The organism is Rhodococcus sp. 06-470-2 (genome assembly GCF_002258235.1).
Taxonomy (GTDB): Bacteria; Actinomycetota; Actinomycetes; order Mycobacteriales; family Mycobacteriaceae; genus Rhodococcoides.
Window position 1 is genome coordinate 260426 of sequence record NZ_NOYB01000032.1, and the last position, 22846, is coordinate 283271.

General features: G+C 65.0%; 25 protein-coding genes and 4 tRNA genes. 15 read left to right on the plus strand and 14 right to left on the minus strand.

What is annotated here, in order from left to right; translation table 11 throughout:
• Nucleotides 1-48: 48 nt before the first annotated feature.
• The 3 genes from CH276_RS16790 to CH276_RS16800 all read right to left on the minus strand — a co-directional run bounded on the left by CH276_RS16790 (nucleotide 49) and on the right by CH276_RS16800 (nucleotide 2346).
• Nucleotides 49-807, minus strand: coding sequence for a YebC/PmpR family DNA-binding transcriptional regulator (locus tag CH276_RS16790; protein ID WP_032397960.1), 759 nt, complete (start codon nucleotides 805-807; stop codon nucleotides 49-51).
• A gap of 88 nt (nucleotides 808-895) precedes the next feature.
• Nucleotides 896-1498: a pyridoxal 5'-phosphate synthase glutaminase subunit PdxT gene (gene pdxT, locus CH276_RS16795; protein ID WP_094630048.1), complete on the minus strand. Its 603-nt coding sequence runs from the start codon at nucleotides 1496-1498 to the stop codon at nucleotides 896-898.
• Nucleotides 1495-2346, minus strand: a complete 852-nt coding sequence (locus CH276_RS16800) for an acyl-CoA thioesterase (RefSeq protein ID WP_094630049.1) — start codon at nucleotides 2344-2346, stop codon at nucleotides 1495-1497. The genes pdxT and CH276_RS16800 overlap by 4 nt, the downstream gene beginning before the upstream one ends.
• Before the next feature lie 41 nt (nucleotides 2347-2387).
• Here CH276_RS16800 and CH276_RS16805 point away from each other — a divergent pair, with 41 nt between their 5' ends.
• Nucleotides 2388-3038, plus strand: a complete 651-nt coding sequence (locus CH276_RS16805) for a hypothetical protein (protein ID WP_254925924.1) — start codon at nucleotides 2388-2390, stop codon at nucleotides 3036-3038.
• Between the two features lie 10 nt (nucleotides 3039-3048).
• Here CH276_RS16805 and pdxS read toward each other — a convergent pair whose 3' ends face one another.
• The 9 genes from pdxS to CH276_RS16850 all read right to left on the minus strand — a co-directional run bounded on the left by pdxS (nucleotide 3049) and on the right by CH276_RS16850 (nucleotide 11229).
• Nucleotides 3049-3990, minus strand: a complete 942-nt coding sequence (pdxS, locus tag CH276_RS16810; RefSeq protein ID WP_082073976.1) for a pyridoxal 5'-phosphate synthase lyase subunit PdxS — start codon at nucleotides 3988-3990, stop codon at nucleotides 3049-3051.
• Between the two features lie 184 nt (nucleotides 3991-4174).
• Nucleotides 4175-5200, minus strand: a complete 1026-nt coding sequence (locus CH276_RS16815) for an NUDIX hydrolase (RefSeq protein WP_094630050.1) — start codon at nucleotides 5198-5200, stop codon at nucleotides 4175-4177.
• Complete coding sequence (locus CH276_RS16820; RefSeq protein ID WP_032397956.1) at nucleotides 5200-6324, minus strand: glycosyltransferase family 4 protein; 1125 nt, start codon at nucleotides 6322-6324, stop codon at nucleotides 5200-5202. Before CH276_RS16820 ends, CH276_RS16815 begins: the two co-directional genes overlap by 1 nt.
• A complete protein-coding gene (locus CH276_RS16825; protein WP_094630051.1) occupies nucleotides 6321-7226 on the minus strand; it encodes a phosphatidylinositol mannoside acyltransferase in 906 nt (301 codons plus the stop codon). Before CH276_RS16825 ends, CH276_RS16820 begins: the two co-directional genes overlap by 4 nt.
• Nucleotides 7223-7906, minus strand: a complete 684-nt coding sequence (pgsA, locus tag CH276_RS16830; protein WP_032397954.1) for a phosphatidylinositol phosphate synthase — start codon at nucleotides 7904-7906, stop codon at nucleotides 7223-7225. Before pgsA ends, CH276_RS16825 begins: the two co-directional genes overlap by 4 nt.
• Nucleotides 7907-7931: 25 nt before the next feature.
• A complete protein-coding gene (locus tag CH276_RS16835; protein ID WP_032397953.1) occupies nucleotides 7932-8474 on the minus strand; it encodes an HIT family protein in 543 nt (180 codons plus the stop codon).
• A 2-nt stretch (nucleotides 8475-8476) separates the two neighbouring features.
• Nucleotides 8477-10537 carry a threonine--tRNA ligase gene (gene thrS / locus CH276_RS16840; RefSeq protein WP_094630052.1) on the minus strand — a complete coding sequence of 687 codons (2061 nt, stop codon included), beginning with the start codon at nucleotides 10535-10537 and terminating at the stop codon, nucleotides 8477-8479.
• 102 nt (nucleotides 10538-10639) lie between these two features.
• Nucleotides 10640-11041: a TIGR02611 family protein gene (locus CH276_RS16845; RefSeq protein WP_094630114.1), complete on the minus strand. Its 402-nt coding sequence runs from the start codon at nucleotides 11039-11041 to the stop codon at nucleotides 10640-10642.
• Between the two features lie 116 nt (nucleotides 11042-11157).
• Nucleotides 11158-11229: transfer RNA gene (locus CH276_RS16850), tRNA-Val, on the minus strand.
• A gap of 243 nt (nucleotides 11230-11472) precedes the next feature.
• Here CH276_RS16850 and CH276_RS16855 point away from each other — a divergent pair.
• The 7 genes from CH276_RS16855 to CH276_RS16885 all read left to right on the plus strand — a co-directional run bounded on the left by CH276_RS16855 (nucleotide 11473) and on the right by CH276_RS16885 (nucleotide 13848).
• Nucleotides 11473-11544, plus strand: a tRNA-Gly gene (locus CH276_RS16855).
• A 17-nt stretch (nucleotides 11545-11561) separates the two neighbouring features.
• Nucleotides 11562-11632 (plus strand) — tRNA-Cys (locus CH276_RS16860).
• 37 nt (nucleotides 11633-11669) lie between these two features.
• Nucleotides 11670-11744 (plus strand) — tRNA-Val (locus tag CH276_RS16865).
• 126 nt (nucleotides 11745-11870) lie between these two features.
• A complete protein-coding gene (locus CH276_RS16870; protein WP_254924112.1) occupies nucleotides 11871-12155 on the plus strand; it encodes a hypothetical protein in 285 nt (94 codons plus the stop codon).
• Entirely contained in the window at nucleotides 12148-12855 is a 708-nt protein-coding gene (locus CH276_RS16875) for an alpha/beta hydrolase family protein (protein ID WP_094630053.1), read from the plus strand. The genes CH276_RS16870 and CH276_RS16875 overlap by 8 nt, the downstream gene beginning before the upstream one ends.
• A gap of 16 nt (nucleotides 12856-12871) precedes the next feature.
• Complete coding sequence (locus tag CH276_RS28240; protein WP_032397950.1) at nucleotides 12872-13324, plus strand: hypothetical protein; 453 nt, start codon at nucleotides 12872-12874, stop codon at nucleotides 13322-13324.
• The gene (locus CH276_RS16885) at nucleotides 13321-13848 is read left to right on the plus strand and encodes a GNAT family N-acetyltransferase (RefSeq protein ID WP_094630054.1); all 528 of its coding nucleotides are present in this window, start codon (nucleotides 13321-13323) and stop codon (nucleotides 13846-13848) included. Before CH276_RS28240 ends, CH276_RS16885 begins: the two co-directional genes overlap by 4 nt.
• Before the next feature lie 7 nt (nucleotides 13849-13855).
• Here CH276_RS16885 and zapE read toward each other — a convergent pair whose 3' ends face one another.
• A complete protein-coding gene (zapE, locus tag CH276_RS16890; protein WP_094630055.1) occupies nucleotides 13856-14869 on the minus strand; it encodes a cell division protein ZapE in 1014 nt (337 codons plus the stop codon).
• Between the two features lie 34 nt (nucleotides 14870-14903).
• Between zapE and CH276_RS16895 the strand changes: the two genes are divergently transcribed.
• The 7 genes from CH276_RS16895 to CH276_RS16925 all read left to right on the plus strand — a co-directional run bounded on the left by CH276_RS16895 (nucleotide 14904) and on the right by CH276_RS16925 (nucleotide 20536).
• The gene (locus CH276_RS16895) at nucleotides 14904-15692 is read left to right on the plus strand and encodes a pyrimidine reductase family protein (protein WP_094630056.1); all 789 of its coding nucleotides are present in this window, start codon (nucleotides 14904-14906) and stop codon (nucleotides 15690-15692) included.
• 46 nt (nucleotides 15693-15738) lie between these two features.
• The gene (locus CH276_RS16900) at nucleotides 15739-17301 is read left to right on the plus strand and encodes an alpha/beta fold hydrolase (RefSeq protein WP_094630057.1); all 1563 of its coding nucleotides are present in this window, start codon (nucleotides 15739-15741) and stop codon (nucleotides 17299-17301) included.
• A 62-nt stretch (nucleotides 17302-17363) separates the two neighbouring features.
• On the plus strand, nucleotides 17364-18602 hold the full coding sequence (locus CH276_RS16905; RefSeq protein ID WP_032397945.1) for a glycosyltransferase family 87 protein: 1239 nt from the start codon (nucleotides 17364-17366) through the stop codon (nucleotides 18600-18602).
• Between the two features lie 27 nt (nucleotides 18603-18629).
• Nucleotides 18630-19058, plus strand: a complete 429-nt coding sequence (gene msrB, locus CH276_RS16910) for a peptide-methionine (R)-S-oxide reductase MsrB (RefSeq protein WP_032397944.1) — start codon at nucleotides 18630-18632, stop codon at nucleotides 19056-19058.
• Nucleotides 19059-19188: 130 nt separating this feature from the next.
• Nucleotides 19189-19608, plus strand: a complete 420-nt coding sequence (locus CH276_RS16915; protein WP_094630058.1) for a hypothetical protein — start codon at nucleotides 19189-19191, stop codon at nucleotides 19606-19608.
• A gap of 21 nt (nucleotides 19609-19629) precedes the next feature.
• Nucleotides 19630-20001 (plus strand): polysaccharide pyruvyl transferase family protein, encoded by a 372-nt coding sequence (locus tag CH276_RS16920; protein WP_176459286.1) that lies wholly within the window; start codon nucleotides 19630-19632, stop codon nucleotides 19999-20001.
• 76 nt (nucleotides 20002-20077) lie between these two features.
• Nucleotides 20078-20536 (plus strand): MaoC family dehydratase, encoded by a 459-nt coding sequence (locus tag CH276_RS16925; protein WP_045195371.1) that lies wholly within the window; start codon nucleotides 20078-20080, stop codon nucleotides 20534-20536.
• Here CH276_RS16925 and CH276_RS16930 read toward each other — a convergent pair.
• Nucleotides 20514-22835, minus strand: a complete 2322-nt coding sequence (locus CH276_RS16930; protein WP_176459287.1) for a molybdopterin-dependent oxidoreductase — start codon at nucleotides 22833-22835, stop codon at nucleotides 20514-20516. The two genes, CH276_RS16925 and CH276_RS16930, sit on opposite strands and share 23 nt — an antisense overlap.
• Nucleotides 22836-22846 lie beyond the last annotated feature (11 nt).

Sequence of the window (22846 nt, forward strand, 5' to 3'; positions counted from 1 at the left end):
ATCAGGGATACGACACCCGGTCGAACACGTCGTCGGATGCGAGGGGCGTCAGTCCTCGTCGTCGAGCTCGGCCATGACCTCGTCGGAGAGGTCGACGTTGGACCACACGTTCTGGACGTCGTCGCTGTCCTCGAGGGCATCGATGAGCTTGAACACCTTGCGGGCACCGTCCGCATCGACCGGGACGTTGACCGATGCCTGGAAGCTCGCCTCGGCCGAGTCGTAGTCGATTCCGGCCTCCTGCAACGCGGTGCGCACCGCGACCAGGTCGGTCGGCTCGCTGACGACCTCGAACGTATCGCCGTTGTCGTTGACTTCCTCGGCGCCGGCTTCGAGGACGGCCATGAGCACGTCGTCCTCGCTCTGCCCGTTCTTCTCCAGGGTGACGACGCCCTTACGGGAGAACAGGTAGGACACCGATCCCGGATCGGCCATGTTCCCACCGTTGCGGGTCATCGCCACGCGTACCTCGCCCGCGGCGCGGTTGCGGTTGTCGGTGAGGCACTCGATCAGAATGGCGACACCGTTGGGGCCGTAGCCCTCGTACATGATGGTCTGCCAGTCGGCACCGCCGGCTTCCTCGCCCGCTCCGCGCTTGCGCGCGCGCTCGATGTTGTCGTTGGGGACCGACGTCTTCTTCGCCTTCTGGATGGCGTCGTACAAGGTCGGATTGCCCGTCGGGTCACCACCACCCGTGCGGGCCGCCACCTCGATATTCTTGATGAGCTTGGCGAAAGACTTGCCGCGTCGGGCGTCGATCACCGCCTTCTTGTGCTTGGTGGTGGCCCATTTTGAGTGGCCGCTCATGCGATAGGGCCCCTTCCTGCTCGAAATCAGTGTTGTCGACTTTACTCGCCCGGTACCGCGCTCGGCACCGACCGACCGCCGAGGGATTCTAGCGGCGTCGCACCATGTCGACGAAGAGTGCGTGAACGCGATCGTCCCCGGTGACCTCGGGATGGAAGCTCGTCGCCATGACGGAGTTCTGGCGAACGGCCACCACGCGTCCGGCAGCCGGGCCGTGCGGCACGGTGGCGAGCACCTCGACATCCTCGCCCACCCGCTCGACCCAGGGCGCGCGAATGAACACCGCCCGCACCGGTCCGCCGTCGACGCCGGTGACATCGAGATCGGTCTCGAAGGAATCGACCTGGCGCCCGAAGGCGTTTCGCCGGACGGTGATGTCGAGCGCATCGAGATGCCGGGCGTCGGGCCTGGTGTCGAGGATCTCGGAGGCCAGCAGAATCATGCCCGCGCACGAACCGTAGGCGGGCAGTCCCTCGGCCAACCGAGCACGCAGTGGATCGAGAAGGTCGAACACGCCGAGCAGGTTGCTCATGGTCGTCGATTCCCCGCCGGGGACGATGAGTCCGTCGATCTGCGCGAGCTCGGCGGGCCGACGCACCGTGACACCGCGTGCACCGCTCGATTCGAGCGCAGCCAGGTGTTCGCGAACGTCGCCCTGCAGGGCGAGAACACCGATGGTCGGAGCGCTCACTTGCGGCCGAAGGGATCGACATGGGGCGCGTCGGGGTCCCGCTCGTAACGCATCAACCCCTCTTGCACCACCGCGGCGACCAACCGGCCGGACGTATCGAAGATTCGTCCCTGCGTCAGCGCCCGCCCGAAATCTGCCGACGGAGACGTCTGGTCGTAGAGCAACCATTCGTCGGCCCGGAAGGGCCGCAGGAACCACAGCGCATGATCGAGCGAGGCCGTCTGAGTGACGGCGTCCGGGTGCGGAACCTTGGCCGATCCGAGCAGCGTCATGTCGCTCATGTAGGCCAGCGCACACACATGGAAGACCTGGTCGTCGGGCAAGGTGTCGCGGTAGCGGAACCAGACACGTTGTTGCGCAGCGAAACTGGGATGCTTGACGGTCTGGTCCTCGGGAATGAGACGGATGTCCCACTCGGACCACTCCTTGTAGTAGGAGTGGTCGTACTCGGCGAGGGTGGTGGGATCGGGCAGGGTGTCCGGCCCGACGACCTCGGGCATGACGTCCTGGTGCGAAATGCCGTCGTCGTCGCCGTGGAACGAGGCGGACATCGTGAAGATCGCCTTGCCGTGCTGAATGCCGGTGACGCGGCGGGTGCAGAACGACCGTCCGTCGCGAATCCGGTCCACCATGAACACCGCCGGCTCGTTCGGATTGCCCGGACGCAGGAAGTAGCCGTGCAGCGAGTGCACACGAAACTCGGGGTCCACCGTGCGCACCGCAGCAACGAGCGCCTGGCCCGCAACCTGACCGCCGAACGTACGGGGCAGCCGAGAAGGAAAGGTCCGTCCCCGATAGATGTCGTTCTCGATCCGTTCCAATTCGAGAATGTCCTCGATGCTGGCCATGGCTGGTGTCCACCTTTCTGTGACAACGGCTCAGGCTAACAATGATCGGACCAGGCAAGATGGTCGGCGTGGGTCAACCGATGCCGATATTTCCCGACCTTCTCGTCGAGTCGATCGTCGATTCGTGCCGGGACGGTGCCCGATCGATCGTCGTGATCGACGGCGCGGATGCCGCGCGGCCGGTCGAGTTCGCAACGCGCACAGCCGAACACGCCCGCTCTCGGGGCCGTCCGGCTGCCGTCGTCGACCTGCACGACTACGTCCGACCTGCGTCCATTCGATTCGAGTACTCGCGCACCGACGAATTGAGCTATCGCACACTGTGGTTCGACTACGACGCCCTCGTCAGAGAGGTCATCGCCCCACTACGCCCCGGTGGCGGAGGTCACTTCCTGCCGCGACTGTGGGATGAGGCCACCGATCGTTCGGCGCGAGCCCGCAGCGCCTCGGCAGCAACGAATCAGATAGTCCTGATCGCGGGACCGATGCTGCTCGGCCGCGGATTGGACATCGATCTGTCGGTGCATCTACGCCTGTCCGGCAGCGCATTACGCCGCAGAACGAGCGCCGACGATCAGTGGACCTGCGCCCCGCTGCTCGAGTACTACGACGGCCTCGACCACGCGGCCGGGCGGCCGGACTTCCTGGTCCGCTGGGACCATCCCGACCGCCCGGCCCTCGAACGCAACTGATCGAAAACCGTCACCAACCGCGCTCGGCGAGACGGTGTCCGACTGGGAGGTCGTCGACGTTGATTCCGACCATCGCCTCGCCGAGACCGCGCGAGACCTTGGCGAGCACATCGGGGTCGTCGAAGAACGTGGTGGCCTTGACGATCGCCTCGGCGCGCTCCTTGGGGTTGCCGGACTTGAAGATTCCCGATCCGACGAACACGCCCTCGGCACCGAGCTGCATCATCATCGCCGCGTCTGCGGGAGTGGCGATGCCGCCCGCGGTGAACAGGGTGACGGGCAGCTTGCCTGCCCGGGCGACCTCGACGACGAGGTCGTACGGGGCCTGCAGTTCTTTCGCCGCCACGTACAGCTCGTCCTCGGGAAGCGAGGTGAGGCGACGGATCTCGTCACGGATCTTGCGCATATGCGTCGTCGCGTTCGAGACGTCGCCGGTTCCGGCCTCGCCCTTGGAGCGAATCATGGCCGCGCCCTCGGTGATTCGGCGCATTGCCTCACCGAGGTTGGTGGCACCACAGACGAAGGGAACGGTGAAGTTCCACTTGTCGATGTGATTCGCGTAGTCGGCCGGGGTGAGCACCTCGGACTCGTCGATGTAGTCGACGCCGAGGCTCTGCAGGATCTGCGCTTCGACGAAGTGGCCGATGCGAGCCTTCGCCATCACCGGGATGCTGACCGAGGAGATGATGCTGTCGATCATGTCGGGATCGCTCATTCGCGACACCCCGCCCTGCGCGCGAATGTCGGCGGGGACGCGCTCGAGCGCCATGACGGCCACGGCTCCTGCGTCTTCGGCGATCTTGGCCTGATCGGCGGTGACCACGTCCATGATGACGCCGCCCTTGAGCATCTCGGCCATTCCTCGCTTGACGCGTGCGGTGCCGATTCCGTTCTCGGCCGCCCCGCCTTCGGCGGATCCAGCGGGTGTAGTGGATGCGTGTGGGGTACTCAAGCCGACTCCTGTGTTCTGGGCACCGAACCGGTGCTCCGGACTGATACACGCGACCACGCTCAGCCGCGGTAACCGAGGACGATCGCACGCGGCGCGAAGTCGCGCCCAGAACTGTAGGCCTCGTCGCGACGGTTTCCCATAACCACTTGACGATTGCTGGACTGCTCGAAAAGGGTCCAGATCGCTAGCGGATAGCGCGCACGTCCGGATCACCGCGTCGAGCGAGAGCCACGTTGACCTCGTCGAGCAGTTCCGCCAGGTCCTGGGGATAGACGTTCTCGCCGACCGCGCTCAGCGCACGGATGTCGGCCTCGGTGCACCACTGATGGCCGGTCACGGTGCGGCGTTCGAAATCGGTGAAACCAGCACTGTGCGGTTCGAACTCCTGCGTCCGGATCGCGAAGAACAATTCTTCCGAGCGGATCAGAGTTCCGTTGAACGGGAACGTCGCAACCCGACGCCACAGCGGACCGCGCAGGTCGGCCGGAGCGATGGTCAGGCCGGTCTCCTCGTGTACCTCCCGCACCGCTGCCTCGCGGAGCGATTCGCCCTTCTCCACTGCCCCACCGATGGTGAACCAGAAGAAGGTGTCGGGAACCGTCGGATCGTGTCCGCGCAGCAGCAGTACGCGACCGCGCTCGTCGAGCAGCACCACCCGCGCGGACGTTCTCGGGGTGGCGCGGTTCTCGCTGCCGAACGTCGCGGCAGCAGACCGCTCGGCGATCTCGAAGTACGACGGCAGTGCCGCGGTTCCGCCGAGGTGCAACCAACGGACGGGACGTCTGACGCGCAGGGCAAGGGTGTCGCGAACTGCGTCGTTGTGAAACCGTCGTGCGATCAACACGCGGGCCTCGGCGTCGGCCAGTTCGGCGACCAGTTGCGGGGGCAAGTCGTTCGGTTCGACGACGGCCAGAGCTATGGACACCGCGTTCTCGGCCTCTTCACGCTGCGACCGGTCGACGCGTTCGGCCCGATCGGCCAACGCAGCGAGTTCTCTGCTCGACGGGGCCGAGTCCCGGGTCGCCGCGGACACCGCGCGCGCGACGACGGCCCGGCGGGCGAGTGCTGCATCGAGCGCCTGCCAGGCGAGGTCGGTGCGCACGTGGAGGCGGTCGAGTCGGTTCGCCGTTCCGTAGGCCCACAGGCCGACGACGAGGATCAGTACGGCGATCAGCCCGAGTACCAGAATCGTGAGCGCTGAAAAGGTCATCAGTTCGCTGCCCGCACCTTCTGGCCCCCGAGGGTGACGGTTTCGTAGACACGCAGGATCTGCTCGGCGACGACGGGCCAGTCGTAGGTGGTGACAGCCACGGAGGCGGCGTCGACCAGACGTGCACGGACGGCATCGTCGCCGAGGATCGAGCAGACGGCGACGGCGAGGGCAGCGGAGTCGTCGATCGGAACGAGGAGTCCGCACGTGCCGTCCCGCAGGACCCGTCGGAAGGCGTCGAGTTCGCTTGCCACCACCGGTGTTCCGGCGGCCATGGCCTCGACCAGGACGATGCCGAAGCTCTCACCGCCGAGGTTGGGTGCGCAGTAGACGTCGGCGCTGCGCATCGCGGATGCCTTGGTCGCATCGTCGACCTGCCCCAGAAACGTCAGGTGCGACGCGAGTGCGCCCGCGTCCTTGCGTAGCTTGTCCTCGTCGCCACGGCCGACGATCAGGATCTCGATGTCGGGGTGGGATTCGACGAGTGTGGGCAGAGCGCCGAGCAGGACTGCCATTCCTTTGCGCGGTTCGTCGAAACGGCCGAGGAAGAGCACCGTGCGACCGGCGCGTGGATAGCCTTCCAGCACAGGGGCGTCGGCGAATGCGGGCACGTCGACTCCATTGGGGATCTCGACGGCGTCGGAGCCGAGGGCCTCGACCTGCCAGCGCCGGGCGAGCTCCGACACGGCGATACGGCCGCTGATCTTCTCGTGGTACGGACGCAGCACTCCTTGAAAGGTGCTGAGCACCAGGGACTTCGTCGTCGAGGTGTGGAAGGTCGCCACGATCGGGCCGTCCGCGGCCTTGAGCGCCAGCATCGACAGGCTCGGCGCGTTCGGTTCGTGGATGTGCAGCACGTCGAAGTCGTTGTCGGAGATCCACTTCCGAATTCGAGAATATGTGATCGGTCCGAATCGCAGCCGTGCGACGGATCCGTTGTACGGAATGGCGAGAGCCTCGCCCGCCGACACCACGAAGTCCGGTAGCTCGACGTCGTCGGACGCCGGAGCCAGGACACTGACGCGATGCCCGCGTTCGATGAACACCTCGGCCAACTGCTGAACGTGTGCTTGCACTCCACCGGGAACGTCGAACGAGTACGGGCACACCATGCCGATCTTCACGCGCCCTCGATTCGGGCGCGTCGATCGGCCGACCAGTCGCTAATCCACAACGGCTGCAGCATGTGCCAGTCCGCCGGATGGGCTCGGATTCCGGCTGCGAAATGATCGGCCAACGTCTGGGTGGCAGGCCCGACCCCGGCCGAGACATCCACTGCGGGCGAGATGTCGAATCCCCAGCCGTCGCCGTCGAAGTAGCCGTGCACCGGGAGCAGCGCCGCCCCGGTGTCGATCGCGAGTTTCGCCGCGCCCGCAGGCATCCGGGTCGGTTCACCGAAGAAGGTGACCGGCACCCCGTGCTTGGCGAGGTCCCGCTCGCCGAGCAGGCAGACGACCTTGTTCTGCCGCAGTCTCTCGGACAGTGCGAGCAGAGGCGGTTGCTCGCCGCCGCTGAGCGGGAATATCTCGAAGCCCAGGCTCTCTCGATAGGCGACGAATCGCTGGTACAGGGATTCGGGCTTCAGCCGTTCGGCAACGGTGGAGAGTCCTCCGTGCGTGCGCACCAGCCACATTCCGGCCATGTCCCAATTGCCACTGTGCGGCAGAGCCAGGACCACTCCCTTACCGGCCGCGAGCGCACCCTCGAGATGTTCCTTGCCGTTCACGCACCGATCGATGACGGCGGCCTGCGCAGCCAGATCCATCGACGGCAACCGAAACGCCTCGCGCCAGTATCGAGCGTAGGAGCGCAGGCTGTCGCGAATCAGCTCGTCGGGTACCTCGGCGGGAGTGGTTCCCAGGACGCGAGCGAGATTGCGACGCAACTGATCCGGGCCGCCGTTGCGCGTCGACGCGAAGTCTGCGCCGCGATCGAACAGGCGTCGTGCCACCGGCTCGGGCAGAGACCGGACCAGGCGCCAACCGGCCGCGTAGCCGGCGTCGCTCGCTCTGTCGGAGAGATTCACGACGCGGCCACGTCGCCGTCGTCGGGTGCCGGTGCCACCGGAGGCACGATGATGTCACGGGCACCCTCGGATCCACGAACTGCGAGAACGCGCTGAAACACGGTGACGATGCTCAGGGCGGCGAGAATCCACATGGCCGGGTAGATCAGGCTGTCCAGCCACGGAATGTCGAAATGTCTTCCGACACCGGTGAGCCCAGCTCCGACCAGAACGATGACGAGGCGGTCCGGTCGTTCGATCCAACCACCGTCCGCTGACAGGCCGCTGGCCTCGGCGCGGGCTTTGGCGTACGAGATGACCTGCGAGGTGACCAGGCAGATCAGGGTGGCCACCAGCAGCAGCTTGTCCTGCTCGGAATAGACGGCCCACCAGGCCAATCCGCCGAAGATCGCACCGTCGGCCACTCGATCGCACGTCGCATCGAGGACGGCACCGTACTTGGTACCACCACCCCGAGCCCGCGCCATGGCACCGTCGAGCATGTCGAACAGGACGAACAGGGTGATGACGATCGAGCCCCACCACAGGTAGCCGGCGGGGTACATCGTGACCGCCGCGGTCACGGTGACGACGGTGCCGATGATCGTCACCGAGTTGGGGGTCAGTCCGGTGCTGTTGAGGGCGCGCCCGAGCGGGGCGGTCACCTTCGAGACCGGCGCACGGCCGAAAATGCTCAGCACGGCGCGTGCTCCTCTCGCCTGTGGTTCATTCGTTCCAGGCCGACGCCAGAAGGGCCCGAGTGTCGCGGAGCAGCTGCGGCATCACTTTTGCGCCGCTGATCACGGTGATGAAGTTCGCGTCGCCGCCCCACCTGGGCACGATGTGCTGATGCAGATGCTCGGCCAAGGACCCGCCCGCGGCAGCTCCGAGGTTGAGCCCGACGTTGAACCCGTGCGGACGTGACACTCGCTTGATGACGCGAATCATCTGCTGTGTGAAGGCCATCAGTTCCGCGCTCTCCGCGGGCGTGAGGTCTTCCAGTGCCGCGACGCGACGGTACGGCACGATCATCGCGTGGCCCGGGTTGTACGGATACAGGTTGAGGACCGCATACACCGATTCGCCTCGTGCTACGACGAGACCGTCCTCGTCGCTCATCTTGGGGATGTCGGAGAACGGCTCGTTCGACTTCGCCGAGCCCTGAGGAGCCTCGGCGATGTAGGACATTCGATGCGGCGTCCACAGTCGCTGCAGCCGATCGGGCTCACCGGCCCCGGTGACGACGATCGACTCGTCCTGTTCCGACATGATCAGCTCACTCCTGCGGGTTCGGTCTGCACGAGCTCGGCGGTCGGTGATGCGTTGTTGCGCTGGGAGATCCAGTCGGTGACGACGGTGACGGCCTGCGCCACCGGGACGCCGTTGACCTGAGTGCCGTCCCGGAATCGGAAGCTCACGGCACCGGCTTCGACGTCGCGTTCGCCGGCGAGGAGCATGAAGGGAACCTTCTGCGCCGTCTGGTTGAAGATCTTCTTCTGCATCCGGTCGTCACTGGCGTCGACCTCGGCGCGTACGCCACGCTTCTTCAGCTCGTTCACCACCGCGAACAGGTGGTCCTGGTAGACCTCGGCAACCGGGATGCCCACGACCTGGACCGGTGCGAGCCAGGCCGGGAACGCGCCCGCGTAATGCTCGGTGAGCACTCCGAAGAAGCGCTCGATGGATCCGAACAGCGCGCGGTGAATCATCACCGGGCGTTCCTTGGTTCCGCCCGAGCCGGTGTATTCGAGTTCGAAGCGTTCGGGCAGGTTGAAGTCGAGCTGAATGGTCGACATCTGCCAGGTACGCCCCAGCGCATCCTTGGCCTGTACCGAGATCTTCGGTCCGTAGAACGCCGCACCACCCGGATCGGGCACCAGGTTCAGGCCCGACGCAGCCGCCACCTCGGCGAGGGTGTTGGTCGCTTCTTCCCAGACCTCGTCGCTGCCGACCGACTTCTCCGGGTTGCGAGTGGAGAGTTCGAGGTAGAAGTCGTCGAGGCCGTAGTCCTTGAGCAGCCCGAGAACGAACTCGAGGGTGCTGGTGAGCTCGCCGCGCATCTGCTCGCGGGTGCAGAAGATGTGCGCGTCGTCCTGGGTCATCCCGCGCACCCGGGTCAGACCGTGGATGACGCCGGACTTCTCGTAGCGGTAGACCGAGCCGAACTCGAACAGGCGCAACGGCAGTTCGCGGTACGAACGGCCGCGAGAGCGGAAGATCAGGTTGTGCATCGGGCAGTTCATCGGCTTGAGGTAGTAGTCCTGGCCGGGCTTGCGCACGTCGCCGTTCTCGTCGAGTTCGGCGTCCAGGTGCATCGCCGGGAACATGCCGTCCCGGTACCAGTCGAGGTGACCCGAGACCTCGTAGAGATGGCCCTTGGTGATGTGCGGGGTGTTGACGAACTCGTAGCCCTCTTCGATGTGCCGCTGGCGGGAGTAGTTCTCCAGCTCGTTGCGGATCACACCACCCTTCGGATGGAACACCGGAAGACCGGAGCCCAATTCGTCGGGAAAGCTGAACAGGTCCAGCTCGGATCCGAGCTTGCGGTGATCGCGACGCTCCGCCTCGGCCAGCAGTTCGAGATGCGCATCGAGCGCTTCGGCCGACTCCCAAGCCGTTCCGTAGATGCGCTGCAGGCCTGCGTTGTCCTGATTGCCGCGCCAGTAGGCGGCCGAACTGCGGGTGAGCTTGAACGCGGGCACGTACTTGGTGGTGGGGATGTGGGGTCCGCGGCACAGATCGCCCCAGATGCGCTCGCCGGTCCGGGGATTGAGATTGTCGTAGGCGGTCAGCTCTCCCCCGCCGACCTCCATGACCTCGGGATCGTCGATGCCGGATTTGTCGTCGATCAGCTCGAGCTTGTACGGCTCGTTCGCCAACTCCTCACGGGCCTGCTCCACCGACTCGTACACCCGACGTGAGAAACGTTGTCCGGCTTTGACGATCTGCTTCATCTTCTTCTCGAGGGCCGTCAGATCCTCGGGAGTGAACGGCTGCTGAACGTCGAAGTCGTAGTAGAAGCCATCCTTGATGAACGGTCCGATGCCCAGCTTGGCGTCGGGAAAGAGATCCTGAACGGCCTGCGCCAGCACGTGCGCAGCCGAGTGCCTGATGACGCTTCGTCCGTCCTCGGTGTTCGCAGGAACGGGCTCGACCTCGGTGTCGCCCTGCGGTGCCCATGACAGGTCACGGAGCTTGCCGTCGGGATCGCGCACGACGACGATCGCGTCGGGTCCCTTGTTGGGCAGGCCGGTGTCGCGGAGCGCCGTACCTGCCGTGGTTCCGGCCGGCACCATGATGCGGGCGGGCGAAACAGCGGCGACAACGGGCATGCTCACAGCGATGTACTCCTCGATCGGTTCTTCTGGCCAGGAAGGCCTCCGACAGCCTATCGGCATCGGTCCACTCGATTGGCCTCAGCGCGACGCGTGACGTCAGATCGGGCTTTCGAGCCACGTCCAGTCGAGCCCGATCCACCCTCCGACCAACGCGAACGTTCCCAGCAGCCACAGCGTGGCCAGCACGACCACGGTGGTGAACAGAACGCCGAGGCCCTTGACGAACATCGATTGCTTGGAGAACCACGCCATGAATGCGTCGTATCTCTTGCGGACGAACCGCAGCGCACTCTTGGCCCACGCGAATTCCGAGGCCAGGATGCCCAGACCCGCGAACACGATCAGCCACCCGGGCCCCGGGTACGGAATGGCGAGTACACCCAGCACCAGCACGACCGTTCCGACGACACCGATCGTTATCCGGTACGCGAGATCGAGCGACTTGTTCTCGGCGATGCGCGCCCGGAAGCGCCGATGCTTCACCTTGGCTGTGTCCATCGGACCCTGGTCGTCGACGGCCTGCGGCTTCGTCTCTTCGGTGCTCACCGACCCAGGTTACCGGCCTCGAACGCAAGAAGGCCCACACCGACGAGCGGTGCGGGCCTTCTTTTCTGTGGTCCCGGCTGGGATCGAACCAGCGACCTTCCGCGTGTGAAGCGGACGCTCTCCCACTGAGCCACGGGACCGAACGAGGCAAAACATTAACACGAGGTGCCGCGGCGAACCGAATCGCCTGCCCGATCATCGAATTCGTCGATGGACTACCTCCACTGGACTCGTTCCGCCTCTGCTTTCACATCTTTCACATGGGCCGATCGGTCGAATTCCGCGGCTGACCACGAGATTTGTGAGTTTCACTCCCGTTGGGTTAATGTTTTCCCCGCACCACGGAGACAGCAACTGCCCAGCAGTGAACGGCTCCGGGGTATGCGGATGTGGCGCAGTGGTAGCGCATCACCTTGCCAAGGTGAGGGTCGCGGGTTCGAATCCCGTCATCCGCTCGAGGGTCTCGACCCATGGTGGAGTGGCCGAGTGGTGAGGCAACGGCCTGCAAAGCCGTGCACACGGGTTCGATTCCCGTCTCCACCTCGCTAGTGCGTCGGTCGCAAGGCCGATGCGAGGACACGCGCGATTAGCTCAGCGGGAGAGCGCTTCCCTGACACGGAAGAGGTCACTGGTTCAATCCCAGTATCGCGCACCACAGCAACACAACGAAGGCCCCCTTTCGAGGGGGTCTTTTTTGTGCTTGACGAATCAAATGTGGTGATTCACGCCATAGAAGTGCACAGTGGAGATGACGCACACACTTCGACGGAAGGACACTCACGTGTCGGACGATGCTCAGAGCGAACCCACAGTCGACGACGCCACCCTGGAGGAAGCGAAGAAGTCCGTCGAGGGCCTCGACGACCGGTATCGACCCGGTGCCCGGCCCACCGTGGCCCTTCCGGGAACCAACGGGACCGTCGCCGGCACCGCGTTCGCGGACATGGTCGACGACAACGGTGAGATGGTGGACCCCGACGACCGGGACTCCGCCGGCTCCGATGACGATTCCGCCACGGATCACGCTGACACCCAGGAAAAGGTAACGTCCTCGAACGATGCCTGAACTCGAAGGTCCCGACGCCCCCGCCGACATCGATCTCGGCGGGGGCGTCGCCTTTCTGCACACGCCCGCGATCCCGTCACGGGGCGGCCTGGCTCTCACCCACGGTGCGGGCGGCAACTGCGAGTCGCCGCTGTTGCAGCGCATCGCCGCAGTATGGACGGCGGCCGGGTTCACGGTGCTGAGGTTCGACCTTCCCTTTCGGGTACGCAAACCCAAAGGACCGCCGCACCCGTCCCGCTCGGCCGAGGACCGGCTGGGTATCTCGGTGGCCGTCGAACGCCTCCGCGCCGAGACACACGGATTCATCGCGTTCGGTGGGCATTCCTACGGTGGCAGGCAAGGGTCGATGATCGCGGCCGAACGACCGGGCCTCGTCGACGGGCTCGTGCTGACGTCCTACCCCTTGCACCCGCCGGGCAAGCCGGAAAAGGTTCGTACCCAGCACCTTCCGGAACTGCGAACACCGGCTGTGGTGGTGCACGGCACGAAGGACCCGTTCGGCACCACTGCCGAGCTGAGCGCTGCGCTCGCGCTCGTCCCGGCACCCACACTGCTCGTCGACATCGAGGGCGCAGGCCACGACCTCGCTCCGGTCAGGTACGACGCGGCGACGAAAACCCTTGCCGGTGCCACCTCGTTGTTCGCTGCCCCGACGTCCGATTCGTCCGTTGACGTCCCGCTCTTCGACCCGTCACGCTGAAGTGGTCTACTAAGGCATGCCGACCTGGGGATGGTTCATCGTGGCGTTGGTCCTCGTCGACGCGGCGGTGCTCGCGGCGTGGCTGCTGGCCCGCAAGAAGCCCGGCTCGTCCTCGGACACCTCACGCCACATCATGTTCGTCGGTCTCGACGAGAGCGCCCGCGCAGACATTCATCAGCTTTTGGCCGCCAACAAGAAGCTCCAGGCGATCAAGGTCTTTCGCGAACGAACAGGTGCCGGCCTCCACGACGCGAAGATCGCGATCGAAAGCGTCCAGCGCGGCGAGCCCCTTCCGTCCTCGGCCACCATCGTCGACGCCGCGCAATCCGGTCCGACACCCTGGAACGATCTGATCCCGCGACTGCAGTCCCTCAAATCGGAGGGCAAGACGATCTCGGCCATCAAACTGCTGCGCGACCGGACCGGTATGTCGTTGCGCGATGCCAAGAACGCAGTGGATCTGCTGTGACCGTGCGGGTAGCAACACTCGGCGATGCACATCGCGTCGCCGAGGTGGCCGCATCGACCTTTCCGCTCGCCTGCCCGCCGGGAACCCGGCCCGACGACATCGAGCAGTTCATCTCGAACGTGCTGTCGGTCGAGCACTTCGAGAACTACATCGCCGACCCGAACAGAGCCGTCCTGATCGACGAAACTGTGGACGCTCACGTGGTGGGCTACGCGATGCTCGTGTCGGGGACGCCCACCGACCCGGATATTCGCGCCACCCTGTCGCACGAGCCGACCATCGAGATCAGCAAACTCTACGTGGAACCGACCCAGCACGGCAGCGGAGCCGCGGGCCGACTGATGTCGTCGTCGCTGAGCCACGCACACGAATCCGGTTGTGCGGCAGCATGGTTGGGCGTCAATCAACAGAACGTACGGGCGCAGAAGTTCTACACCAAACACGGCTTCCAGATCGTGGGCACCAAGAAATTCGTCGTCGGCGTCCAGACACACGACGACTACGTCATGGAGGTGAGGCTGTGACGACCGCTCAGCCGACTGCGGCGAACCGGGACAACGCGAGCAGCCGCGACGTGGCGCGCAGATACTTCTTGCGGTAGCCGCCGGCCAACATCTCCTCGGTGAAGATCTCGTCGAGCTTGCCGCCCGACGCCGTCACCGGGATACCCGCGTCGTACAGGCGATCGGCGAGGACCACCAGGCGCAGGGCGATGGCCTGATCCGATGCCGGGTGCACGTTCTTCAGGAACACCGCAGGAATGCCGTCGAGCAACTTGCCGTAGCGCGAGGGGTGCAGCGTGCTCAGATGCGCCAGCAGCTCGTCGAAATCGTCCAGAGTTGCGCCCTCGACGGTATCGGCGCGGTCCACCAGCTCGGCCTCGGACGTGGGCTCGGGGGCCGGGGGCAGGTCGCGATGGCGGTAGTCGGGTCCGTCGACCCGGATGGACTCGAAGATCGAGCCGAGTTTCTTGATCTCCCGCATGAAGTCCTCGGCGGCGAAGCGACCCTCACCGAGCTGCCCGGGCAAGGTGTTCGAGGTCGCGACGATGGACACTCCGCGCTGCGAGAGCTCGGAGAGCAACCGAGAGACCAACATCGTGTCGCCGGGATCGTCGAGCTCGAACTCGTCGATACACAGCACGCTGTGGTTGGAGAGTTCTTCGAGAGCCTTGTTGAAGCCCAGAGCACCGACCACGTGCGTCAGCTCGACGAACGTGCCGAACGCCTTGGGCTCGGGAACGCTGTGGTAGATCGAGGCGAGCAAGTGAGTCTTGCCGACACCGAAGCCGCCGTCGAGGTACAGGCCTGCACCGATGGCCGGGGTCTTCTTGCCGAACAGACCTCGTTTGCCCTTGCCGCGGATCTTCTGCACCTTGTTCGCGAACTCCTCGGCCTTCGCGACCGCAGCAGCCTGCGTCGGCTCCTTGGGGTCGGGAATGTACGAGGAGAAACTGACGTCGTCGAACATCGCCGGCGGGACCATCTGCGCGATCAACTGATCGGAGGGGACCACGGGATTTCGGTCGACAAGGCGTGCGGGCATTTGTCGAGCGTAACGACGTGGTCTGATCTCTCTCATGCAGCTTCTCGATATTGGGACCTACTTCACATCGGAGCAGGCAGCCGACTCCGCGCCCGCCGTCGGCTCGATCCTCGACGACGATGCCATCCGGGCCCTGTACTCCTACCCCACACAACTGGACCGACCGTGGATCCGCACGAACTTCGTCGCCAGCATCGACGGATCGGTCACCGCTGAAGGTAAGTCGGCGGGCCTGGGAACCCCCGCGGACGCCCGACTGTTCGGCATTCTGCGTGAACTCTGCGACGCCGTACTGGTCGGTGCCGGAACCGCTCGCGCCGAGAACTACGGCGGCGTTTCGCTGTCCGCCGAAGCGAAGGCACGGCGGGTGGCCGGTGGACTCGAACCGGTTCCGACGATCGTGGTGGTGACCGCCTCCGGTTCCATCGATGCGGATTCTCGATTGGTCACCGACGCCGACGTGCAGCCGGTGGTGCTGACCTCCGCGGCGGCGGACAGCTCGACGGTGGCCGCGCTTCGTTCGGCGGGTGCGACGGTGATCGGGGTGTCCGGCGAATCGGTGTCTACCGGCGACATCGTTGCGACGCTGAGCGACCTCGGATTCCGCCGCATCCTGTGCGAGGGCGGACCGGGACTGTTCGGGCAACTCGTCTCCGACGGGGCGGCGGACGAATTGTGTCTGACGACCTCGCCGATGTTGGTCGCAGGAGAGGCGGGCCGTATCGCCCACGCAGGCGTCGCGTCCGACACGCCCATGCACCGGGCACACGTTCTGGGCGATGCGGACGGAACGCTGCTCACGCGCTGGGTTCGTCGCCCATGAGCTGCGCGCCGCCCGGCAACGATCGAAAAGTCGATAGCCTCGCACGGTGACGCAGAAACGAACGTTGCTCGCCGCGGTCCTCGTCCTCGCTACGATGTGCGCGGCCTGCGGCGCCGGCCCGTCGCTCCGACCCGACGTCGCGGTGGAACAACGATCCCCCGGTCAACCGGCAGAAACCTCGGCGGACGCGCCACCGGAACCGGTCGCGCTTGCCGTTCCCGCTACCGATCTCGCCTGGACCGACTGCACCACAGCCACACTCGGCACCTTCGGGCTCACCTCCACCACCCCCGGGCTGACACTCGAATGCGCAGAGTACGAAGCCGACGTCGATGCCAGCGGGCAGATGTTCGGCACCTTCGCCGTCGGCGCGCTGCGAGCTCGGCTCGACCGAACACCCACCGATGCGGGACCGCTGGTGTTCACGTCCGGTTCGGATCGGTCCTCGATTGCCACGTTGGCCACGATGGCCGCCGGCCCGCTCGCGACGCTGCTCGAGGCCCATCCGATCGTCGCGGTGGATCGACGCGGCATCGGCCGATCCACCGCCGTCGACTGCATCGACCCGACGACCAAAACGGACGTCGACGCGCTGGGGCAGTTCACCAGATCCGATGCCGACAGCGTCGACCGCGCTGTCGACGCCGGTCGTGACGCCACGATCGAGTGCACCGACACGTTGCAGCCGCAGGAGCTCGCCTTCGGAACCACTTACGCCGCCGACGATCTCGACCGTCTGCGTCAACTCTGGGGCGTTGAACAGATCGGCCTGATCGGCTCGGGCAACGGCGCGCTCACCGCGTTGGCCTACGCAGCGAAGTTTCCGGCCAACATCTCGCGCCTGATCCTGGACTCACCGGCCGGAGTGGGTGCCGACCAGATCACGTTGGCAGAGCAGCGGACACAGGGCAAGGAAGCAGCGTTCGGTGCGTTCGCGCAGCGATGCGTCGCGCTGAACTGCTCCCTCGGCCCCGACCCGACGGCCGCCGTCGGGCAGCTGCTCCGACGCGCCGCCGGTGGCGAATTCTCGCCGCTGTCCACCCACGAGATTCTCGACGGCATCACCTTCGCCCTCGCCTCGACTGCAGGCGACGCGTCGTCTCGGGCCACCGGGCTCGCCGCCGCCCTGTCCTCGGCTGCCGGGTCCGACACCACCGCGTTGTCCGCCCTCGCCGAGCGAGGCCGCAACGCCTACGGCACCGACGGGCAATTCGTGTCTCGGTGCACGGACGGGCAGCAGTGGCCATCACCGCAGGGCGTTCGCGACCTGACATCGCAGTGGACCGACCGCTATCCGATCTACGGCACCGATGCTGCACTGACGGCGTTGCTGTGCTCGTCCTGGCCGACGGCTCCGTCCACTCCCCTGCCCACCTCTCTGGACGTTCCGGTATTGGTCCTGTCCAACGCAGGCGACCCGATCGTCGGCAACGGCGGACTGTCCTCGGTCACCGGGTTGGTCGGTGCGACCGGTGCAGGCGTCGCCTCGGCTGCATGGCAGGGCAGCGGGCATCCGAGCCTGGGCGGATCGCAGTGTCTGCAGAGCGCAGCGGTGAACTACGCACGCGACACCGCGCTTCCGACCGACGGCACGGTCTGCCCCGCCTGAGTCGGTACCCGTCGCGGGGTGTCCTTCGCCGGGACGGTCACCGCCTCGGGTACCGTTCCCGGGTGTCACTTAGCTTTCTGGAGCCGCGTTCGGGGCGGACGACCGCCGAGGTAATCAAGTACGCCCTGTGGCCGATCGCCATCATGACCGTCATCCAGCGCGTGGTGATCAAGGCGGTCAACGGTGACATCACCAACGACTTCAACCCGGTGTACAGCGCTGCCCTGGCATTTCTCAACCGTCAGCCGGTCTACACCGCGAACTTCGACTCCGTAGATCCGCACTACCTGTACCAACCGAGCGCGACGATGCTGCTGTCCCCCATCGCCGTCATCGACCCCGAGCGGTCTCGTTGGCTGTTCATCCTCGCCAGCACGATCGCCATTCTCCTGGCGTTGTACATCCTGTTGCGCATCTTCGGGTTCCGGCTCGATTCGGTCGCGGCCCCCGCTCTCCTGCTGGCTGCCTTCGTCAGCGAAACCGTCACCAACACGCTGGTGTTCACCAACTTCAACGGCTTCGTTCTGCTCGGCGAGGTGGCCTTCCTCGGGTTCCTCCTTCAGCGCAAGGACCTGTCGGCGGGCGTCGCCATGGGTTTGACTCTGGCGATCAAGCCGATGCTCGCGCCGCTCCTCCTGCTCCCGCTGATGACGCGTCAATGGAAGGTGTTCATCACCTCGATCGCCATTCCGGTCGTGATGATGGCCATCGCCTGGCCGTTGTCGGTGGATCCGATGAACTTCATCGACCGGACGCTGCCGTACCTGCTGCAGACTCGCGACTACTTCAACAGCGCGGTCGTCGGCAACGGCCGCTACTACGGTGTCCCCGAACTCCTCACCCTCGGAATACGAGCGGTACTGGGAATCATGGTTCTGATCTCGCTGTGGCTGCTCTACCGATACTGCCGCGAGGACCGTCTGTTCTTCTTCGCCACCACATCGGGGTTGATCCTCACCGCGCACTGGCTGCTGGGCTCGCTCGGCCAGATGTACTACTCGATGATGCTGTTCCCGCTGCTGATGACCGTCGTACTGAAGAATTCGGTGCTGCGGAACTGGCCCGCCTGGCTCGCGATCTACGGGTTCATGAACTACGACCGATGGCTCTCGGGGCGCTGGATCGAAACCGGCCGGGCCTTGGACTACCTGCGCACCACCTTCGGCTGGGCACTGCTGATCGTCGTCATCTTCGGGGTCCTCGTCGCCCGCTGGTTCGCCGCACGCAGCGAAGGGCGGTTGGAGGACGGAATAGAACCCAGCTACCTACTGCCGAGCGCGCCACCAGCGAAAACGGCATAGCCCGACAAAACGTATTAGCGTGTGAGCATGAGTTCAGCTACCGACAACAATTCCGCCCCGGCCGTCCAGCTCACCGATGCACAGTGGCGCGAGAAGCTGACCCCCGAGGAGTACGCGGTGCTGCGGCAGGCAGGCACCGAGCGCCCAGGAGTCGGCGAATACACCGACACCACCACCGAGGGCATCTACGAATGCCGCGCCTGCGGTGCCGAACTGTTCCGCAGCACCGAGAAGTTCGAGTCGCACTGCGGCTGGCCGTCGTTCTTCGACCCGGCCGACAGCGACGCCGTCATCCTGAAGGAGGACACCTCGCTCGGGATGCGTCGCGTCGAGGTCATCTGCCGCACCTGCCACAGCCACCTCGGCCACGTCTTCGAAGGGGAGGGCTACCCCACGCCGACCGACCAGCGGTACTGCATCAACTCGATTTCGTTGACACTCAAGCCTGCATCCTGATCTGCCCGGAAAATACCGGAGATCACGGTGTCGAATTGCGAGTCATGAACGGCGGATGCGCCGACGCGCAGCCGGGGTATTCCTGAATTTACTTTTGTTTTGCTTAATACATAGAGTAAATTTTACTGGCATGGCCACGTCGATCAAGACTTTCTGGTGGCGCCAGGTGAAACTGACCGGCGTCAGACCCAATTTCGGCGACGAACTGACGCCCGGACTGGTGAGATCACTGTTCGGACAGAAATGCTCCTGGCGTCGTGCGAAGCGGAGCGACATGATCGGGGCGGGTTCCACTCTCGAAATGGTCCAGCTCATGCAGGCGCGGAAAGGTCTGAAGGTCTGGGGTTCGGGATTCATGCTCGGCGACACTGCCCGTGAAAGGAACTTCAGCTACCCCGACTTCGACTTCTACGCTGTGCGAGGGCATCTGTCGTTGAGTCGCATCGAGTCCGAGCGCAAGGTCGCGGTCGGGGACCCAGGGCTTCTCGCGAACAGGGTCTATTCACGCTCCCCAGTCGTACCCGGTCGAATCGGCCTCGTTTACCACTAGGTGCACAAGAAGGATCCTGTCGTGCTCGCGCTTGCGCGAGAAAAGAACGTGACGTTGATCGACCCGTCCAGAAAGCCTGCCGACGTCATCGCGGACATCACTGCATGTGAGTTCGTGATGTCGACGAGTCTGCACGGGTTGATCGTCGCGGATTCGTACGGCGTCCCCAACGCGTGGATCAAGCTGACCCAGGACATAGGCGGCAACGGATACAAGTTCGACGACTACTACTCCGCTTTCGACCGACAAGCACTCCAGCATTCGTCGGACCTTGCGCGGGATCACGAGAAAATCGCGCAACTTCGGAAGGAATATCGACCGATCCCGAATCTGACGGAAATCCAAGACGATCTGATCGCCGCATTTCCGTTCGCTGCGCGCTACACCGCCTGAATTCAGCAGGCCGAGAACAGAGCTGAACATCGTTCGCGCTACTCGATCGCCTGCTCCGACGGTGCATACTGTGAGCATGCGCACTTTCACGTCACCAGAGCAGATCAAAGCGGCCGTCGGCGAAGACCTGGGCACCAGCGATTGGTTGCAGATCACCCAGGAACGGGTGAACACCTTCGCCGACGCCACCGGCGATCATCAGTGGATCCACGTCGACGTCGAGCGGGCGAAGAAGGAAAGCCCCTTCGGCGCACCTATCGCCCACGGATTTCTGAGCCTGTCCCTGGTGTCGATGCTCAACTGGCAGATCTACACCATCGAGAACACCAAGCTCGGAATCAACTACGGCTCCAACAAGGTTCGCTTCATCAACCCGGTGAAGGTCGGAGCCCACGTGCGTCTGCAGACCACCCTCGTCTCGGTCGAAGAGGTATCCGGCGGAGCACTGCAGATGGTGACGGCGGGAACGTTGCAGATCGAGGGCGAGGACAAGCCTGCACTCGTCGCCGAGATCATCTCTCGGGTCGTGTTCTGACCCTGGACCGAACCGGTGGATCGAACGCTGTGATCGGCGGCAACGGCTCGTCGTAGCGTTCGATCTCCACCAACACGTGTTGGCCGGTGCAGCCGCGTGCGAGCGCCGACGATCCCTCGTCTGCGGTGAGCACGTTCACGCTCCCGTGAACGCACATCGAATCGGGATCGGCCGGATCTTCGGGGTCGTACCAGGCCCCGGTGGACAACTGGACGACAGACTCGAGCAGCGCGTCGTCGACGACCACACCGGCCAGGCACGAACCGCGGTCGTTGAACACCCGCACCACGTCGCCGTCCGACACTCCCCTGGCCCCGGCCGCCGACGAGTGCATGCGTATCGGCTCGCGGCCCCGAATTTTCGAGTTCCGGCTCACCGCACCGTGATCGAGCTGACTGTGCAGCCTGGTGCGCGGCTGATTCGCAATCAGGTGCAACGGAAACTGCTCGGCCCTCGGTCCGCCGAGCCACTCGGTCGGCTCGAACCACATCGGATGACCCTGGCAGTCGTCGTAGCCGAAGCCGTCCACCGTCGCCGAGAAGATCTCGATTTTCCCGCTCGGGGTGCGCAACGCGTTGCCCACCGGATCGCGTCGGAAATCCTCGAAGAACGTCAGATCGTCCTCGGTCTTCATCCGAAACGAACCTTCACGCCGGAAGTTTTCGTATTCCGGAGTGTCGACGCCGTCGGCGCGTAGATACCCGCGCCACTGCTCGTACATGTGCTCGAGCCACTGCTGCGAGCTACGCCCCTCGGTGAATTGCTCGCCCACACCGAGTTTCGTCGCCAGCTCGGCGAACGTGTCGTAATCGTCGCGGGATTCGGCGAAGCGCTCGGCGGCGGGTGACATGGCGACGAGCAAGGGATCGTTGCGCGTGCAGCTCAGGTCCGATCGCTCCAACGACGTGGTCGACGGGACGACGATGTCGGCGTGCTTGGCCATCGGTGTCCAGTACGGATCGTGTACGACGACCGTGTCGGCTCTGCCGAGCGCGCGACGCAGCCGCCCGAGGTCTTGGTGGTGGTGGAACGGATTGCCGCCGGCCCAGTAGACGATCTTGATGTCGGGATAGGTCAATCGCTTACCGTCGTAATCGAATTCGGAACCCGGATTCAGCAGCATGTCCGAGACGGCGGCGACCGGAACGAGGTCGGGAACGGGATTGATCCCCTGCGGCAGAGTCGGCAACGGATACGGCACCGGGGCCAGACCGGGCTCGTTCATCGACCCGTACCCGTGCCCGAATCCTGCTCCCGGAACGCCTATCCCACCGAGCATCGACGCCAAGGTGACGCCCATCCACGGGGCCTGCTCGCCATGCCGCGTCCGTTGCAGCGACCAGGTGACCGTCACCATCGTGCGTTTCGACGCCATCTCCCGGGCCAGATCCGCGATCACCGCGGCCTCGATGCCGCAGATCGTCGACGCCCACTGCGGGGTCTTGGGTGTGCCGTCCGTGCTGCCGAGCAGGTAGCGCTCGAACTCGGGGTATCCCTCGCAGTACTTCTCCAGAAACGCTGTGTCGTGCAGCTTCTCGTCGGCCAGCACGTACGCGAGTGCCAGCATCATCGCCACGTCGGTACCGGGTCGCGGCGCGATCCATCGAGCGTCGCCGCTCATGTCGTTGCGTAGCGGACTCACGGTGACGATCTGCCCACCGCGAGCCCGCATCGCGCCGAGTGAGTCGACCGTCGGATGATCGGACGTACCGCCGTGATTGATGCCGGTGTTCTTCACCGGAACTCCACCGAACGCCACCAACAATTCGGTGTGCTCGGCTATGACGTTCCAGGATGTGGAGCGCGAGAACATCTTCCAGTGCGCGCCGAGAACGTGCGGCATGATGACACCGGTCGCACCGAGTGAGTAGCTGTGAACCGATCGCGTGTAACCGCCGATGCAGTTCAGGAAGCGATGCACCTGGCTCTGCGCGTGATGGAAGCGTCCGGCACTCGCCCACCCGTACGAGCCGCCGTAGATGGCGCTGTTGCCGTATGTGCCGACAACTCTGCGCAATTCGTTGGACAGCAGGTAGGTCAACTCGTCCCACGAGACGTCGACGAACTCATCGCTGCCACGCTTGTCGGTCGGACCCGGGCCGCGCTCGAGCCAGCCTCTGCGTACCGCGGGTGAGGTAACGCGCGATCGATGGGTCACCGACCCGACGAGGTTTCCCAACACCGGGGAAGGGTTGCTGTCGGTCACCTGGGGATGGACCGCAGTGACTTCTCGTCCGTCCGACTCGGCCCGAAACATTCCCCAATGGCCCATGTGCTGGGCGCCGGCCGCTGCGGTCATCGAACCACCAC